Here is a 17328-nt window from a genome sequence, read left to right on the forward strand (position 1 = left end):
TTCAGGCGCATATCACTGCGGGTTGGCACGGATGCTGGAAAGCAACGATTTCAAGTTGGCAGCCTTGGGCTTTACCAGCCAGAAACGACGCAGGTAATCATCGAGGTTCTCGGCGAGGTTACGGCCCCATTCGCTGCCGGTTTCCTCGACGTACTCGTCCAGCACGTGCTGCAAGTGGTTCCGGTAGGACTCCATGGCTTCGCCGCTGATCCGCTGGATCTCGACCAACTCGTGGTTGACCTTGTCGACGAAGGTGTTGTCCTGGTCCAGCACGTAGGCGAAACCGCCAGTCATGCCCGAACCAAAGTTGTAACCGGTCTTGCCCAACACGCAGACAAAACCACCGGTCATGTACTCGCAGCAGTGATCGCCAGTGCCTTCGACCACGGTGTGGGCACCGGAGTTACGCACGGCGAAACGCTCACCGGCGGTCCCTGCGGCGAACAGCTTGCCACCGGTGGCGCCGTACAAGCAGGTGTTGCCGATGATGGCACTGTCCTGGGTCTTGTAGATGCTACCCACGGGCGGGACGATCACCAGCTTGCCGCCGGTCATGCCCTTGCCCACGTAGTCGTTGGCGTCGCCTTCAAGGTACATGTGCAGGCCGCCGGCGTTCCACACGCCAAAGCTCTGGCCGGCCGTGCCCTTGAAGCGGAAAGTGATCGGCGCCTTGGCCATGCCCTGGTTGCCGTGCTTGCGCGCGATTTCGCCAGAGATCCGCGCACCGATGGAACGGTCGCAGTTGCAGATATCCAGGGCGAACTCGCCACCGCTGGCGTCATTGATCGAGGAGCCGGCCATATCGACCATCTTCTCGGCCAACAGGCCTTTGTCGAACGGTGGGTTGCGGTCGACCTGGCAGAACTGTGGCTTGTCTGCCGGGATGTGATCGCTGCCCAACAGCGGCGTCAGGTCCAGATGGTGCTGCTTGGCGGTCTGGCCCTGGAGGATGTCCAGCAGATCGGTACGCCCGATCAGCTCTTGCAGGGAGCGCACGCCCAGCTTGGCCAGCCACTCACGGGTTTCTTCGGCGACGTAGGTGAAGAAATTCACCACCATGTCGACGGTGCCGATGTAGTGATCCTTGCGCAGCTTCTCGTTCTGCGTGGCCACGCCGGTGGCGCAGTTGTTCAGGTGGCAGATGCGCAGGTATTTGCAGCCCAGGGCGATCATTGGCGCGGTACCGAAGCCAAAGCTTTCGGCGCCGAGGATTGCGGCCTTGATTACGTCGAGGCCGGTTTTCAGGCCGCCGTCGGTCTGTACCCGGACTTTGCCGCGCAGGTCGTTGCCGCGCAGGGTCTGGTGAGTCTCGGCCAGGCCCAGCTCCCACGGTGCACCGGCGTACTTGATGGAGGTCAGCGGCGATGCGCCGGTGCCGCCGTCATAGCCGGAGATGGTGATCAGGTCGGCATAGGCCTTGGCCACGCCAGCGGCGATGGTGCCGACGCCGGCTTCCGCGACCAGTTTCACCGAGACCAGGGCCTGCGGGTTGACTTGCTTGAGGTCGAAAATCAGCTGCGACAAGTCTTCAATCGAGTAGATGTCGTGGTGCGGCGGTGGCGAGATCAGGGTCACGCCCGGCACGGCATAACGCAGCTTGGCGATCAGGCCGTTGACCTTGCCGCCCGGCAGTTGCCCGCCTTCACCGGGCTTGGCGCCCTGGGCCACCTTGATCTGCAGCACTTCGGCGTTGACCAGGTATTCCGGGGTCACCCCGAAACGGCCAGTCGCGACCTGCTTGATTTTCGAGCTCTTGATGGTGCCGTAGCGCGCCGGGTCTTCACCGCCTTCGCCGGAGTTGGAACGCGCACCCAGGCGGTTCATGGCTTCGGCCAGGGCTTCGTGGGCCTCGGGCGACAAGGCGCCCAGGGAGATACCGGCGGAGTCGAAGCGTTTGAGGATCGACTCCAGCGGTTCGATTTCGCTAATAGCCAACGGCGTGTCCAGGGTTTTCACCTGGAACAGGTCGCGGATCATCGACACCGGGCGGTTATCCACCAGCGCGGTGTATTCCTTGAACTTGGCGTAGTCGCCCTGCTGCACAGCGGCTTGCAGGGTGCTGACCACATCCGGGTTGTAGGCGTGGTATTCGCCACCGTGCACGAACTTGAGCAGGCCACCTTGCTGGATCGGCTTGCGCGCGCTCCAGGCCTCCAAAGCCAGGGCTTTCTGTTCGGCTTCGATATCGACGAAACGCGCGCCCTTGATGCGGCTTGGCACACCACGGAAGCTCAGCTCGCAGACTTCTTCCGACAGGCCGATAGCCTCGAACAACTGCGCACCACGGTACGAGGTGACGGTGGAGATGCCCATCTTCGACAGGATCTTCAACAGGCCCTTGGTGATGCCTTTGCGGTAGTTCTTGAACACTTCGTACAGGTCGCCCAGCACTTCGCCGGTGCGGATCAGGTCGCCCAGCACTTCGTAGGCCAGGAACGGATACACCGCCGATGCGCCAAAGCCGATCAGCACCGCAAAGTGGTGCGGGTCGCGGGCGGTGGCGGTTTCGACGAGGATGTTGGAGTCGCAGCGCAGGCCTTTTTCGGTCAGGCGGTGGTGGACCGCGCCGGTGGCCAGCGAAGCGTGGATCGGCAGCTTGCCCGGGGCGATATGGCGGTCGGTCAGCACGATCTGGGTACGACCGGCGCGCACGGCTTCTTCAGCCTGATCGGCGACGTTGCGCACAGCAGCTTCCAGGCCGAGGCTCTCGTCGTAGTTCAGGTCGATGATCTGCCGCTCGAAGCCTGGACGCTCCAGGGTCATCAACGAGCGCCACTTGGCCGGGGAAATCACCGGCGAGCTGAGGATCACGCGCGAAGCGTGCTCTGGCGATTCCTGGAAGATGTTGCGCTCGGCACCGAGGCACACTTCCAGGGACATGACGATGGCTTCACGCAGCGGGTCGATCGGTGGGTTGGTCACCTGGGCGAACTGCTGGCGGAAATAGTCGTACGGCGTGCGCACGCGCTGGGACAGCACGGCCATCGGCGTGTCATCGCCCATGGAGCCGACGGCCTCGTAGCCTTGCTCGCCGAGTGGGCGCAGCACCTGGTCGCGCTCCTCGAACGTGACCTGGTACATCTTCATGTACTGCTTGAGCTGGTCGACGTCATAGAAAGCCGAACCGTGGTCGTTGTCTTCCATGGTCGCCTGGATGCGCAGGGCGTTCTTGCGCAGCCATTGCTTGTACGGGTGACGCGACTTCAAGCGGTTATCGATGGCATCGGTGTCGAGGATCTGCCCGGTTTCGGTGTCCACGGCAAGGATCTGGCCAGGGCCGACGCGGCCTTTGGCAATCACGTCCTGCGGCTGGTAGTTCCACACGCCGACTTCCGACGCCAGGGTGATGAAGCCGTTGGTGGTGGTCACCCAACGCGCCGGGCGCAGGCCGTTACGGTCGAGCAGGCACACCGCGTAGCGACCATCGGTCATGACCACGCCGGCCGGGCCGTCCCACGGTTCCATGTGCATCGAGTTGTACTCATAGAACGCCCGCAGATCGGGGTCCATGGTCTCGACGTTCTGCCACGCTGGCGGAATGATCATGCGCACGCCACGGAACAGGTCGATGCCGCCGGTGACCATCAGTTCCAGCATGTTGTCCATGCTCGAGGAGTCGGAACCCACGCGGTTGACCAGCGGGCCGAGCTCTTCGAGGTCCATCAGGTCGTTGGCGAACTTGGTGCGACGGGCCACGGCCCAGTTGCGGTTGCCGGTGATGGTGTTGATCTCGCCGTTGTGGGCGAGGAAGCGGAATGGCTGGGCCAGCGGCCATTTCGGCAGGGTGTTGGTGGAGAAGCGCTGGTGGAACACGCAGATCGCGGTTTGCAGGCGCTCATCGCTCAGGTCTGGATAGAAGGCGGTCAAATCCGCCGGCATCATCAGGCCTTTATAAATGATGGTCTTGTGGGAAAAGCTGCAGATGTAGTGGTCGGTGTCCAGGGCGTTGGCCACGGACGAGCGGCGACGCGAGGTGAACAGCTTGATCGCCATGTCCTGGTCGCTCAGGCCGTCGCCTGCGATAAACACTTGTTCGATCTGCGGCAGGCGCTCATGGGCCAGGCGGCCGAGCACGCTGGTGTCGATCGGCACTTTGCGCCAGCCGACGAGTTGCAGGCCGGCGGCGAGGATCTCGCGGTTCATGTTCTCGCGAGCGGCCTGGGCTTTGACCGGGTCCTGATTGAAGAACACCATGCCCACCGCGTATTGCTTGGGCAAATCGGCGCCGAAGGTTTCCTTGGCGACAGCGCGCAGGAACAGGTCGGGCTTTTGAATCAGCAAGCCACAACCGTCACCGGTCTTGCCGTCGGCGTTGATCCCACCGCGGTGGGTCATGCAGGTCAGGGCCTCGATGGCCGTTTGCAGAAGGGTATGACTGGGTTCGCCCTGCATATGGGCTATCAGGCCGAAACCACAGTTATCCTTGAATTCATCGGGTTGGTACAGACCTGCTTTCATAGACACTTTCTCACCAGGCTGCCTCTTATTTCGAGGCAAATTTCTTTTCAATTCAACCGGTTACCTTCCACGCCGAACGTACGCCGGCTTAGCGGGGGCAAAAGGGAGGTCATTGTACACACCGACACAGACGCCCACAAATTTGGCGACGAACTGTCGCAAATCTATGTCGCATTTATGAAAGGTTTAAAGCGATATGCTGTGCTAGTCAAAACTTTTTTAATTTTGACTGCTACTACTCAAAAGCTACTGTGAGGCAGACACCACAAAGCGCGCGGCCTTCAGGGCTGCACGCTTTGTTGTTTTTTTTGAGGTGCTGGGAGGGCGACCTGGGTAAGGTCGCCGGACTTCAGCGAGTTGTTGCGAGTTCTTGTTGAACGCTGGCAACAGTGCGAGGCCAAGGTTTACCAGCCTGAACCTTCGCTGGCAAGGCCTTGATCGCGGAATCGGCTGCCGCGCGGCTCGGGAAACTGCCGTAGGTGATCACGTAGAGAGGCTTGCCGTTGAGCACTTTCTTGAAATAACGGTACTCGCCGCCCTGCTCTTTGACGAACGCCTGGGCGTTGGCTTCGGAGCTGGTGCCGAGGATCTGCACCACGTAGTTCTTCGCCGGTTGGCTGCCGTACCAGCCGCTGCCGGCAGCGGCCTTGGCCACGGTCACCGGTTTTTCAGCAGGCTTGGCGACGGGTGCAGGCTTGGCCGCCGGGGCTGGCGTCGGCTTGACCACGGGTGCCGGGGCTGGCTTGGCGGTGGCAACCTGGGTCGGCGCAGGCGTCGGCTTGGCCGCAGGCACCGGTGCCGGGCTGGCTGTCGCGCCAGGCGGCGGAGCCACGGTGGTGACGGTCGGTGGCGTGGCGCTGGAGCCTTCTACCGGCACGCCGTCGTCGCCTTCGGAAATGGCACCGGCCTCTTCTGCCAACGGGCCACGCATGACCGGCTGGCCGACCATCGGCAGGTTGGTAGGCTGGCCAGAGCCGGCAAACTCAACGGCTGGTGCGCCATTGGTAGTGGGCTTGCCCAGTGGCAGTTGCGCCTGCTCGGTCGGTGCACCTGGAGCAGTCGGGGCCTTGCTACGGCCGGGAATCAGCCAGGCGGCGGCAACGGCAACCACGACAACAGCGGAAATCGCCAGTACGTGTTTCTTCGGCATGGTGAACCCCATCTTTGGACGCTTAACCGCAGAGCGGCTGGCAATCATTGCTTCGATCATCGCATCCCGGGCCACCTGGTTGATGGTGCCAGGCCAGCCGTCGGAGCTTTCGTGAATATCAGAGATCTGCTGGGCAGAGAAAAGTTCGATGCCCTGGCCGGCACCTTCAAGGCGCTGGGCCAGGTACTCGCGGGTTTCTTCTTCTTCGTAGGGCTGCAATTCGATGACGTGAAACAGCTCTTGCTCGCCACTGAGCTGCTCCAGGTCGGCAATCAGCGACGCCTCACCGAACAGGAAGACATGCGGGCGCCCTTCCGGCGTACCCGCCGCCAGGGCGAGCAACGCTTCCAGGGCGGACTCGTCGAGCTGCTCGGCATCGTCCACCAGCAGGTAGACTTCCTGGCCGGTCAGGCCCAGTTGCACTACTTGCTTGAGAATTGCAGTCGGCTCGGCATTGGCCACGTCCAGCGCCTGGGCGACCTGGCGCAACACGCCTGCCGCATCGCCGGCACCACGGGCGGAAACCACCACGCTCTGCACCGATTGCTTGTTGGTGCTGGCCACCAGGGCCTGGCGCAGCAGGGTCTTGCCGCTGCCCAAGGGGCCAGTGACCACCAACAGCAACTGGCTGTAGCGCGCCAGGTGGTGCAACTGCCCCAGCACCGGCTTGCGCTGTGCAGGGAAAAACTTGAAACCGGGGACCCGTGGCGCAAAAGGGTCATGGCTCAACTGGTAATGGCCGAGGAAAGCCTCGTCGGCATGCAAACTAGTCATCGGGATCTGGTTAACCTTTCAGCTGGGCCAGGGCGCGGTAATCCGCTCCCAGCGTGGCCTGTAGAATCTCTTTCGGATAATCGTCGGTCACTACCGCTTCGCCCATTCGGCGCAACAGCACCAGACGCAAACGACCATCGATCACTTTCTTGTCTATCGCCATATGTTCAAGGAAATCGGCTTCAGTCATCTCCTCGGGAGGAATGACCGGCAACCCGGCGCGCTGGAACAGGCGGATACCACGATCACGCTCTTGGACACTGATCCAGCCCAGGCGTTGCGACATCTCCAACGCCATCACTGTGCCAGCCGCCACGGCCTCACCATGCAGCCAGACACCATAGCCCATGTGGGTTTCAATCGCATGGCCGAAGGTGTGGCCCAGGTTCAGGGTGGCGCGCACGCCAGACTCACGCTCGTCGGCATTGACCACCAGCGCCTTGGCCGCACAGGAGCGGGAGATAGCCTCGGTCAGCGCCACCTGGTCCAGGTTGCGCAAGGCATCGACGTGATCTTCAAGCCAGGTCAGGAAAGGCTCATCGCAGATCAACCCGTACTTGATGACTTCCGCCAGGCCCGCCGACAGCTCGCGGGGCGGCAGGGTATTGAGGGTGGCGGTGTCGATCAGCACGGCATTGGGCTGGTAGAACGCGCCGACCATGTTCTTGCCCAGGGGATGGTTGATCCCGGTCTTGCCGCCCACCGACGAATCGACCTGGGACAGCAGGGTGGTCGGCACCTGGATAAAGTCCACGCCACGCTGGTAACAGGCCGCGGCAAAACCGGCCATGTCGCCGATCACGCCGCCGCCAAGGGCCACCACCGTGGTACGCCGGTCATGACGCGCGGTGAGCAGCCCGTCAAAGATCAATTGCAGGGTTTCCCAGTTCTTGAAGGCTTCGCCGTCGGGCAGAATCACCGAGATCACCGAATACGCCGCAAGACTGCGACTCAGACGCTCAAGGTAGAGCGGCGCGACGGTCTCGTTGGAGATGATTGCCACTTGTCGCCCGGCAATATGCGGCGCGAGCAACTCGGGCTGGTCCAACAAGCCTTCGCCAATATGGATCGGGTAGCTACGCTCGCCAAGATCGACCTTAAGTGTCTGCATGTGTCCCCGCGCTGAAGATGGAAGCAGGCGTCCTGCCCTGTATTAACGTTGTCGGCACCGTCGAGATCGGACGCTGCCTGATGGCTCTACGCCACACCTCGGACGGTTGCAACGCGCTGCCGAGGATAGCGCATTTCGGCCCTGGCTTTAACGGGGTGGCAACTGCTGCAAGCGTTCGAGAATGTCGATTACGACCATGCGCGGTGGCCGTTCATCGGTTTCCACCACCAGATCGGCGATTTCCCGATAAAGCGGATCGCGCAGGGTCAGCAAGTCCCGCAGGGTTTTCTCGGGGTTGGCGGTACGCAACAATGGCCGGTTGCGATCACGTGCGGTGCGCCCTACCTGCTGCTCGACCGACGCATGCAAATAGACCACCCGACCGCCATCCCGCAGCGCCCGTCGGTTTTCCTCGCGCATCACCGCACCGCCGCCGGTGGCCAATACCACGCCATCGCAGCCGCACAACTCGGCAATCATCGCCTGTTCGCGGTCACGAAAGCCCAGTTCGCCTTCCTTATCGAAGATCCACGGGATATTGGCGCCCGTGCGCAATTCAATTTCCTTATCGGAGTCTTTGAATGGCAGGCGCAGCTCTTTGGCCAGCAAACGGCCGATGGTGCTTTTTCCAGCCCCCATCGGCCCTACAAGAATCAAATTTCGCACAGAATCAACGACTCACAGCAATCGCCTGGTTATTCATAATACGCGGAGTCAGGAATACCAGCAGCTCGGATTTTCTTTGGGCAACGACATCACGCCGGAAAAGGCGGCCAAGATACGGCACATCGCCCAAAAATGGCACTTTATCTACCACCTTGCTCTGGTTTTTGGAGAAAACCCCGCCAAGGACGATGGTCTCGCCGTCCCTGACCAGCACCTTGGCGTTGACCTCGTTCTTCTTGATCGGCGGCACATCGTTGAGTTTGTTCAGGTAGTCCGGTTCATCCTTGGTCACCCGAACCTCCATGATTACCTGGTCGTCCGGAGTGATTTGCGGCGTCACCTCCAAAGAAAGCGAGGCTTCCTTGAACGAGACCGAGGTCGCCCCCTCGGACGTAGCTTCCTGGTAAGGAATCTCGGTACCCTTGAGAATCCGTGCGGTTTCCTTGTTGGACGTGACCACCTTGGGCTGGGAAATCACCTCGCCATTGCCGCCCTTCTCCATGGCGGTGAGCTCCAGGTCCAGCAGCACGTTATCGGTGATAAACGCGATGCCAAGGCCGGAGCTTGCATTGACGACGCCCAAGTCCACGAAGGGCGAGCTATCGGGAGACTCGCCATCCCCTGTCGGGCTTTTATCCACCCCGCCACCACTCCAGTTACCTTTATTGCGCAGCAACCCGCCCCAGCGCACCCCCACACTTTTGTCATAATCGATATTGGCTTCGACTATCCGCGCCTCGATCATCACCTGGCGCACCGGGATATCCAATTGATTGACGATGCGCCGCAGCTCCTCCAGACGCTCTCCCGTCTGGTAGGCAATGATGTTGTTGGTGCGATCGTCTACCGTCACCGAGCCACGCTCATCGGCCACCCCCTCAGGCCCGCTTACCGACTGGAACAGCTTGGCCAGCTCAGACGCCTTGGCGTAATTGACTTGCAGCAGCTCCCGGCGCAGGGGCGCCAGCTCGGTCATCAATTTGCGCGATTCCAGGGCCAGCAGCTCGCGGGCGGCCAGCTCTTCGGCCGGCGCCACCAGCAGCACATTGGCCGTCACACGCTTGTCGAGGCCCTTGGCTTGCAGCACCAGGTCCAGGGCCTGATCCCACGGCACGTCCTTGAGGCGCAGGGTAATCGAGCCGTGCACATCATCACCGGCCACCAGGTTAAGCCCGGCCACGTCGGCAATCTGCTGCAGTACTGCGCGGACCTCGATGTCCTGGAAGTTGAGGGAAAGCTTGTCGCCGCTAAACGGGCCACGCCCGCTACCCTGGGGCGAAGCACCGGGTGGTGGCAGGTGAATCAGGTCGATCCGATTGGGCACAGCCTCAGTCATCGGTGCCGTGAACGCTATCCATAGCGCCACACCGAAGGACGAAATAATCCTTTTCATTTTTTGCTTCCGTTATGAGTTCACGTTCAACACCAAGGTGCGCGGGCGCTCAAGCCAAGCGCCCTCGCCATCAGGGAAAAGTTCGACCAACTCCAACTGACCTTCATGGATCTTCACGACGCGCCCATGATCGGCACCCAGGTAATCCCCCACCGCCAGGCGATGAACCCCTGCTGCGCCGCGCAGCAGGGCAAATGTCTGCGCGCCCAGGGACAAGGTGCCGACCATCTGGAACTGGTCCACGGCAAACCCTTCGAGAAACTGCCGGGGGCGGTCTAGGTCCGGGGCAGGCCCGGGCTTGCCGGTGGGACGGCTGGCGGGTTGGTCCGGCGGCTGGAAAGGGTCACGCAAGGGAGTCGGGCTGGAGACAAAGCGTAGTCCCGGCAGTGTTGCAGGCGTTTCGTCAGCCAGCGGCACTGCCTGCTGGCGAATCGCTTGCAACTCGGCGTTCAGCGCCTGCAATTGCGGATCACTGTCGCATCCAGCAAGCAAGACCAGGCTAAGGCCCAGGCCCAGGCCCGCAACCTTGAAGCGGCTCATGGTAATGCTCCCTGGTTGCCGTACCGGTAGGTCTTGGCGAGCATCGTCAGGCTCAGCAATGCGCCAGCCTGGGAATCCACAGGGCGAATGACAAAGTCATGCAGGGTCACGATCTGCGGCAACCCGGCCACGCCACTGATGAAGGCCAGCAGGTCGTGATAGGTGCCCACCAGCTTGAGCTGCATCGGCCGCTCGACGAACACCGGTTGCACCTGCTCGTCCAGCACACTGAGCTGTTCGACCAGCACCCCGCTGACCTGACCCAGCCGGGCGAAGTCTTCCAGTAGGCCGGGCATTTGCGTAAGTGTCGGCATTTGGCGCAACTGCTCGGCAAAGGCAGTGCGCAGGGTTTCAAGCTCACGTACCACGCCCTCATGCTCGGCGGCTTGCCGGGCTTTGGCAGCAAACTGCTGGCGCAGCGTTATTTCTCCCGCCTCCTGGCGCTGCAAGACCTCACGGGCACCGCCCAGGTAGACAGCATCCCCCGCCGCCAGCACTAGCAAGGCGAGTACCGCGCCCAGCAGAATCCTGCCAGCCAAGGGCCAGTGGGCGATGTTGCGGTACAGCGTGGACAGTTGCAGGAGTGCCAGCCCTGACGGGCTGGACACAAGGCTCACCGCTGCGTCTCCTGGTGCTCCCCATGGTCCACCATCAACTGGAAGGCACTGCCGGCGGCGCCCTCCTCGGCCCGGACATGACGCAGATTGGGCGCCCGCAGGCTGTTGGAAGCCTCAAGGCTACGCATCAACCGCGCGACATCATCGTTGGACACCGCCGTGCCGGTGACTTGCACCGATGTGCCGCTGACGCTGACCTCACTCAGTTGGATACCATCGGGCATCGCGCGGGCCAACTGCTCGAACAATTCCTGGCCCGATGCACGATGGCCCTGGAGATCTTCGACCACCTTCATCCGCTCCATTAGTTGCTGGCGCTGTTCGCGCAGCTCGTCGATGGTCTTGATGCGCGAATCCAACACCGTGACTTGCTTGCTCAAGTGGTTGTTGCGGGCCACTTGTCGATCAATCGCCCGGTCAATGACCCGGTCGGCCAGCCATACGGCGGCCAATGCAATAGTGGTGATCACCAACAGGAAAATCAGGAAAAACTTGCGACGGCGCTCAGCGCGTTCTTCACGCCAGGGTAAAAGGTTGATTCTTGTCATCAATCGAAACTCCTGAGGGCCAAACCGCAGGCGACCCGCAATCCCTGGGCATCGGCAGCCCATTGTGCACTATTGATCCCACTCCCCGGCGCTATCCGGGCAACCACCTGGTCGGTCATCCGCGCCAGGGCAAACGCCTCTACATCCACCACTCGCGCAACCAGGCCGGCCAGGGCCAACACTGCTTCGCGCGCCTCCACCTGCTCCTTGAGGCACGCCACAAGCAGCACATCAACATAACCGGGTTCACGACCCGATGGGCCCTGCACCTGAAAATCAATTGCAACCTCATCTAACGGATAAGGAATGTACTGGTCGGCTTCACAGCGCAGGCGCTGCTCCATCTCGTCGGCCTCAAGCCCCGCCTCCAGCGCCACCACCCGGCTGATCACCGATGGCCCCGCCACGGCAACTGCCGCATGGGTGACCTGGGTCCGGGCCCGGAACAATGCCTTGGAAAGGGTCTGCGCGACAACCTCCAGATCAACGATATTACTGTCGAGCACCGCATGGCCGGGCAGAGGCTGGCTCGCATACGCGCGCACCGCATAGCCATCGCCGGCGCGGGCCAGCTCCAATATCTTCACGTTGCTGTCCTGGATGTCCACGCCCAGTACGGTATCGGCTTTTCGCCTGAAAAATCCCTTTTTCATAAAACTCCCTAAAGCTTTGCCTGTCTCAGGGCTGGTCAGTTCCGGGTTTGATGCATTCGGTCGGCTCGGTTGAGCGGCGCCCATGACGCCCCGAGGCGAAAAATGCTTTAATGCCCAGCGTTTTTTCCCGCTTTTTATCTGCAGGTCGGGTCGATACATCTTTAGTCATGCCTATCCCGACACCTAACTCATTCTTTTCTCTGGAAATCCAAAAGCCTTGATTCGTCTGCTGAAGTTTTTCGGGTACTCCTTCGTCGCTATCGTTTGCGGGCTGCTGCTCGTGTTCAGCGGCGCCTATCTCTACCTTAGTCCGGGATTGCCCTCGGTAGAGGCCCTGAGAAGTATCCAGTTGCAGATTCCTTTGCGGGTCTACAGCAGCGATGAAAAACTGATCGCGGAGTTCGGCGAAATGCGCCGCACCCCGATCCGTTTCGCCGACATTCCACCCAATTTCATCAATGCCCTGCTGTCGGCTGAAGACGATAATTTTGCCAACCACTATGGCGTGGACCCCAGCAGCCTGGTGCGCGCAGCCACGCAGCTGGTAAAAAGCGGACACATTCAATCGGGCGGCAGCACCATCACCATGCAGGTGGCGAAGAACTTCTTCCTCACCAGCGAGCGCAGCTTCTCGCGCAAGGCCACGGAAATCCTCCTGGCGCTGCAGATCGAACGCCAACTGACCAAGGACGAAATCCTTGAGCTGTACGTCAACAAGATCTACCTGGGCAACCGCGCCTATGGGATCGAAGCGGCGTCCCAGGTGTACTACGGCAAGTCGATTCGCGACGCCAGCCTGGCACAAATGGCCATGATTGCCGGCCTACCCAAGGCCCCGTCGCGCTTCAACCCGCTGGCCAACCCGGCCCGCAGCAAGGAACGTCGCGACTGGATCCTGGGGCGCATGTACAAACTGGGCAAGATCGACCAGAACGCCTATGAGACGGCGGTGGCCGAGCCGCTGAACGCCAGCTACCACGTGCCGACGCCAGAAGTCAGCGCACCGTATATCGCCGAGATGGCCCGCGCCGAAATGGTTGGCCGCTATGGCAGCGATGCCTACACCGAAGGTTTCCGCGTTACCACGACCATTCCGAGCAACTTGCAGGAAATCGCCAACCACGCGGTGCATGAAGGCCTGATCACCTATGACCAGCGCCACGGCTACCGTGGACCGGAATCGCGCCTGCCGGGCAAGACCCTGAGCGCCTGGACCGTCGAACTGGGCAAGCAGCGCTCCATCAGCGGCCTGGATCCAGCCATCGTCACCCAGGTAAAAAAGGATGGCGTGCAGGTCCTGACCCGCAGCGGCGAAGAACATGTGGCGTGGGACAGCATGAAGTGGGCGCGCCCCTTCCTGAACACCAACAGCATGGGGCCGATGCCCAAGCAGCCATCTGATGTGGCCCAGGTCGGTGACCTGATCCGCGTGCAGCGCCAGAAAGACGACAGCCTGAAATTCAGCCAGGTCCCGGTCGCCCAGGGCGCACTGGTCTCCCTGGACCCGCAGAACGGTGCAATCCGCGCCCTGGTCGGGGGCTTCGCCTTCGAGCAGAGCAACTACAACCGCGCCACCCAGGCCAAGCGCCAGCCCGGCTCCAGCTTCAAGCCATTTGTCTACAGTGCCGCGCTGGATAACGGCTACACCGCCGCCAGCCTGGTCAACGACGCGCCTATCGTGTTTGTCGACGAGTACCTGGATAAGGTCTGGCGCCCGAAGAACGACACCAACACTTTCCTCGGCCCGATCCGCGTGCGTGAGGCGCTGTACAAGTCGCGCAACCTGGTATCGATCCGCCTGCTGCAAGCGATGGGCGTGGGCAAGACCATCGACTACATGACCCGCTTCGGCTTCAACAAGCAGGACCTGCCGCCCAACCTGTCCCTGGCCCTGGGCACCGCGACCCTCACGCCAATGGAGATCGCCACCGGCTGGAGCGTATTCGCCAACGGCGGCTACAAGGTCACGCCGTACCTGATCGACAAGATCGAAAGCCGCAACGGCGACACGCTGTTTGTCGCCAACCCGCCGAGCGTGCCCAACGGCGTTGCCGCCAGCGATGGCCTGGCCGCGCCCGCCAATGGTGGCATCACCGTCGAGCCTGCGCCTGGCACGGCACCTACCGATGCCGCTTCTGCCCCGCAGGCACCGGCGGTGGCAGAGCGCGTGGTTGATGGGCGGACCACCTACATTCTTACCAGCATGCTGCAGGACGTGATCAAGCGCGGCACCGGCCGTCGCGCCCTGGCCCTCGGCCGCACGGACCTGGCAGGCAAGACCGGTACCACCAACGAATCCAAGGATGCGTGGTTCTCCGGCTACAACGCCGATTACATCACCACCGTCTGGACGGGTTACGACCAGCCAGAAAGCCTCGGTCGCCGCGAATACGGCGGCACCGTCGCCTTGCCGATCTGGATGAGTTACATGGGCGCCGCCCTCAAGGACAAGCCGGCTCACACCCAGGCCGAGCCGGAAGGCATCCTCAGCCTGCGCATCGACCCGATCAGCGGCCGCGCTGCAGCACCGGGCACGCCGAATGCGTACTTTGAACTGTTCAAGAGCGAAGACACGCCGCCGTCGATGAATGAACTGGGCAATGGCGTGGCACCGGGCAGCCCGCTGCCTGCGGATGAGTCGGCGCCGATCGATCTGTTCTGACAAACACAGATCCAATTGTGGCAGCGGGCCCGCTCCCACATTTTGACGGTGTACCCTCCCACCGTTTTGCACAGCCACAAAAAAGCCCCGACTCGCAAGAGCCGGGGCTTTTTTTGGTGCGCTACAACGGCTTAGCCGTTGAACACATCATCCACGCTTTGCAGCGGGTAGTTCTTCGGATACGGCAGGGTGGCCACACCTGTCTCGATGGCGGCCTTGGCCACGGCATCGGAGATCACGGTGATCAGGCGTTTGTCCATTGGCTTGGGAATGATGTACTCACGGCCAAATTCCAGCTTGGCGCCACCGTAGGCGTCGCATACGTCCTGAGGTACCGGCAGCTTGGCCAGTTCACGCAGGGCGTTGGCGGCAGCTACTTTCATCTCTTCGTTGATGCGCTTGGCGCGAACGTCCAGGGCGCCACGGAAGATGAACGGGAAGCCCAGTACGTTGTTGACCTGGTTCGGGTAGTCCGAACGGCCAGTGGCCATGATCACGTCGTTACGGGTGGCGTGCGCCAGTTCCGGGGCAATTTCCGGATCAGGGTTCGAGCAGGCGAACACGATCGGGTTGGCCGCCATGGACTTCAGGCCTTCGGCGCTCAGCAGGTTCGGGCCGGACAGGCCGACGAACACGTCAGCACCGTCAAGTGCGTCAGCCAGGGTGCGCTTGGAGGACGGGTGGGCAAACATCGCCTTGTACTGGTTCAGGTCGGTACGCTCGGACTGGATCACGCCCTTGCTGTCGACCATGTAGATGTTTTCAAGCCGGGCACCCATGCTCACGATCAGCTTCATGCACGAGATGGCCGCGGCACCGGCGCCCAGGCAGACGATTTTCGCGTCGGACAGGGTTTTGCCAGCGATTTCCAGGGCGTTGATCATGCCGGCCGCAGTAACGATCGCGGTGCCGTGCTGGTCATCGTGGAATACCGGGATGTCGCACTGTTCGATCAGGGCCTTTTCGATCTCGAAGCACTCAGGTGCCTTGATGTCTTCCAGGTTGATGCCACCGAAGGTGATGGAGATGCGCTTGACGGTGTCGATGAAGGCTTGCGGGCTTTCGGAGTCGACTTCGATGTCGAATACGTCGATGCCGGCAAAGCGCTTGAACAGCACGCCCTTGCCTTCCATCACTGGCTTGGAAGCCAATGGGCCGAGGTTACCCAGGCCGAGAATCGCGGTGCCATCAGAAATCACTGCAACCAGATTGCCCTTGCCGGTGTATTTGTAGGCCAGTTCAGGATCGCGGGCGATTTCACGCACGGGCTCGGCTACACCGGGGCTGTACGCCAGCGACAGGTCGCGTGCGGTAGCAGTGGCTTTGGTGAGCTCGACACTCAGCTTTCCTGGACGAGGATGGGCATGATATTCGAGAGCGGCAGTTTTCAAATCAGACATATCGGCATTCCGCTTTTTACTGTTGGACGACGGACCGCCGAGGATACTCGTGTCGCAAAGTCCCTACAAGACTGGGCAGTCACCGGTGTCAAGGGCCCTGCCCTACGACTTTCGGCCAAGAGCCACGGGATACAAGGCCTACAACTGTTCACAATCGACTGAAAAAATGTCTACAATTTTTTCTTATTGTGCCAATTGCAGCATGCCGGGATCGGTCAAGGGGAGCAGCCAGCGTGCCTGGCCACTTTTCAGGCCACCACGTCGGGAACGGTCCAGCACCCAGCCACGAGCCTCGACCTCCTGGCCTTGCAGGCGCTTGAGCAGGGCGTTATCAAATTGCCCGACCAGATTGGGTGCAACCCGTAATACCAGTGAGTCCTGCAATTCGATCCAGATCCCGCCGCGATTGCGTTCGACCTTGCTCACGCGCCCGCTGACCACGGCGAAGCCCGACTGCTGGATTTGCCCGGCTTTCTGCACAGGCGACTGGCGCCACAGGCCCAACCTGGCCGCCCGCGCACTGCGCTCGGCGGCTTGCTGGCAGGCGACCAGATCGACATTGGGCGCCACCGCCACCAGGAACCCGAGGCCCTCGGCGAGCAGTTGCGCCTCCAGATTCGCACCGTTGGCCCCATAAAGGTGCGCCAGGGTTCGCCCATAACGGTCCTTGCCCTCGCGACCCGACACCAAGCCGACCCGGCCACCACTGGCATCCACCAGCCCTTGCAGGCGTTGGCGCGCGGCCACGGCGAATGGCTCGTCCGGGCGGCCTTTCTTGCCGGTCTCAGGGGCGTTGACGCCGATCATGCGCACACTGCGCCCGTCCTTGAGACGGACGGTGTCGCCATCCACCACGCGCTGCACCTCGACGGCGCTGACCGAGGCCGGCGCTGGGCAAAACACCTCGGCCTGGGCGGCCGATAGCCAAATCGCGGGCACAAAAAAGGCGCCCACAAGGGACGCCTTCTTCATAAGCAGGTAAAAGCCCATCAGGCTTTCGAACCTTACTCTGCAGCAGCTGGAGCTTTCTTGCCGAAAGCACCGAAACGGTCGGCGAAGCGCTGTACACGGCCGCCAGTATCCAGAGTCTTCTGCTTACCGGTGTAGAACGGGTGGCACTCGTTGCATACGTCAGTACCCAGTGGCTTGCACAGGTTCGAACGAGTTTCGAACTTGTTGCCGCAGCTGCAAGTAACTTGGATGGTTTCGTACGCTGGATGGATATCGGCTTTCATGGTGTCTTCCTCAGGCTAGCGTGCCGCCACTCGACACTATTGTCGAATACCGCACGTAATTAGGCCGCGGATTCTACCAGAGCTTTTTAATCACGCAAGCGCCGCCATGCCCCCTTTCATC

General features: G+C 61.5%; 12 protein-coding genes and 1 pseudogene. 1 reads left to right on the top strand and 12 read right to left on the bottom strand.

The genetic code is table 11. From position 1 onward, the window contains the following. Positions 1–12 precede the first annotated feature (12 nt). The 9 genes and pseudogenes from gltB to pilM all read right to left on the bottom strand — a co-directional run bounded on the left by gltB (position 13) and on the right by pilM (position 11910). Entirely contained in the window at positions 13–4458 is a 4446-nt protein-coding gene (gene gltB, locus AC19YY_RS10475) for a glutamate synthase large subunit (RefSeq protein ID WP_500604146.1), read from the bottom strand. Between the two features lie 349 nt (positions 4459–4807). Further along, complete coding sequence (locus AC19YY_RS10480) at positions 4808–6382, bottom strand: SPOR domain-containing protein (protein ID WP_500604147.1); 1575 nt, start codon at positions 6380–6382, stop codon at positions 4808–4810. A 10-nt stretch (positions 6383–6392) separates the two neighbouring features. After that, complete coding sequence (aroB, locus tag AC19YY_RS10485; protein WP_500604148.1) at positions 6393–7493, bottom strand: 3-dehydroquinate synthase; 1101 nt, start codon at positions 7491–7493, stop codon at positions 6393–6395. Between the two features lie 147 nt (positions 7494–7640). Continuing rightward, a complete protein-coding gene (gene aroK / locus AC19YY_RS10490) occupies positions 7641–8159 on the bottom strand; it encodes a shikimate kinase AroK (RefSeq protein ID WP_169952380.1) in 519 nt (172 codons plus the stop codon). 4 nt (positions 8160–8163) lie between these two features. Then, on the bottom strand, positions 8164–9495 hold the full coding sequence (locus AC19YY_RS10495; protein WP_500604206.1) for a type IV pilus secretin PilQ: 1332 nt from the start codon (positions 9493–9495) through the stop codon (positions 8164–8166). Positions 9496–9564: 69 nt separating this feature from the next. Then, positions 9565–9990, bottom strand: a pseudogene (locus tag AC19YY_RS10500) (pilus assembly protein PilP); the annotation flags it as partial. A 98-nt stretch (positions 9991–10088) separates the two neighbouring features. Further along, positions 10089–10709: a type IV pilus inner membrane component PilO gene (locus tag AC19YY_RS10505; protein WP_500604149.1), complete on the bottom strand. Its 621-nt coding sequence runs from the start codon at positions 10707–10709 to the stop codon at positions 10089–10091. Continuing rightward, positions 10706–11257: a PilN domain-containing protein gene (locus AC19YY_RS10510; protein WP_169952387.1), complete on the bottom strand. Its 552-nt coding sequence runs from the start codon at positions 11255–11257 to the stop codon at positions 10706–10708. The genes AC19YY_RS10505 and AC19YY_RS10510 overlap by 4 nt, the downstream gene beginning before the upstream one ends. After that, complete coding sequence (gene pilM / locus AC19YY_RS10515) at positions 11257–11910, bottom strand: type IV pilus biogenesis protein PilM (RefSeq protein WP_170042387.1); 654 nt, start codon at positions 11908–11910, stop codon at positions 11257–11259. Before pilM ends, AC19YY_RS10510 begins: the two co-directional genes overlap by 1 nt. A gap of 220 nt (positions 11911–12130) precedes the next feature. Between pilM and AC19YY_RS10520 the strand changes: the two genes are divergently transcribed. After that, entirely contained in the window at positions 12131–14572 is a 2442-nt protein-coding gene (locus tag AC19YY_RS10520; protein ID WP_407073411.1) for a penicillin-binding protein 1A, read from the top strand. Positions 14573–14703: 131 nt separating this feature from the next. Here the strand turns inward: AC19YY_RS10520 and AC19YY_RS10525 are convergent, their stop codons facing one another. The 3 genes from AC19YY_RS10525 to rpmE all read right to left on the bottom strand — a co-directional run bounded on the left by AC19YY_RS10525 (position 14704) and on the right by rpmE (position 17207). Further along, positions 14704–15972 carry a malic enzyme-like NAD(P)-binding protein gene (locus AC19YY_RS10525; RefSeq protein ID WP_057958076.1) on the bottom strand — a complete coding sequence of 423 codons (1269 nt, stop codon included), beginning with the start codon at positions 15970–15972 and terminating at the stop codon, positions 14704–14706. 183 nt (positions 15973–16155) lie between these two features. After that, a complete protein-coding gene (locus tag AC19YY_RS10530; RefSeq protein WP_169952395.1) occupies positions 16156–16962 on the bottom strand; it encodes a thermonuclease family protein in 807 nt (268 codons plus the stop codon). A gap of 14 nt (positions 16963–16976) precedes the next feature. Further along, positions 16977–17207: a 50S ribosomal protein L31 gene (gene rpmE, locus AC19YY_RS10535; RefSeq protein ID WP_029296053.1), complete on the bottom strand. Its 231-nt coding sequence runs from the start codon at positions 17205–17207 to the stop codon at positions 16977–16979. Between the last annotated feature and the right edge of the window lie 121 nt (positions 17208–17328).

The organism is Pseudomonas sp. MF09156 (genome assembly GCF_059862305.1).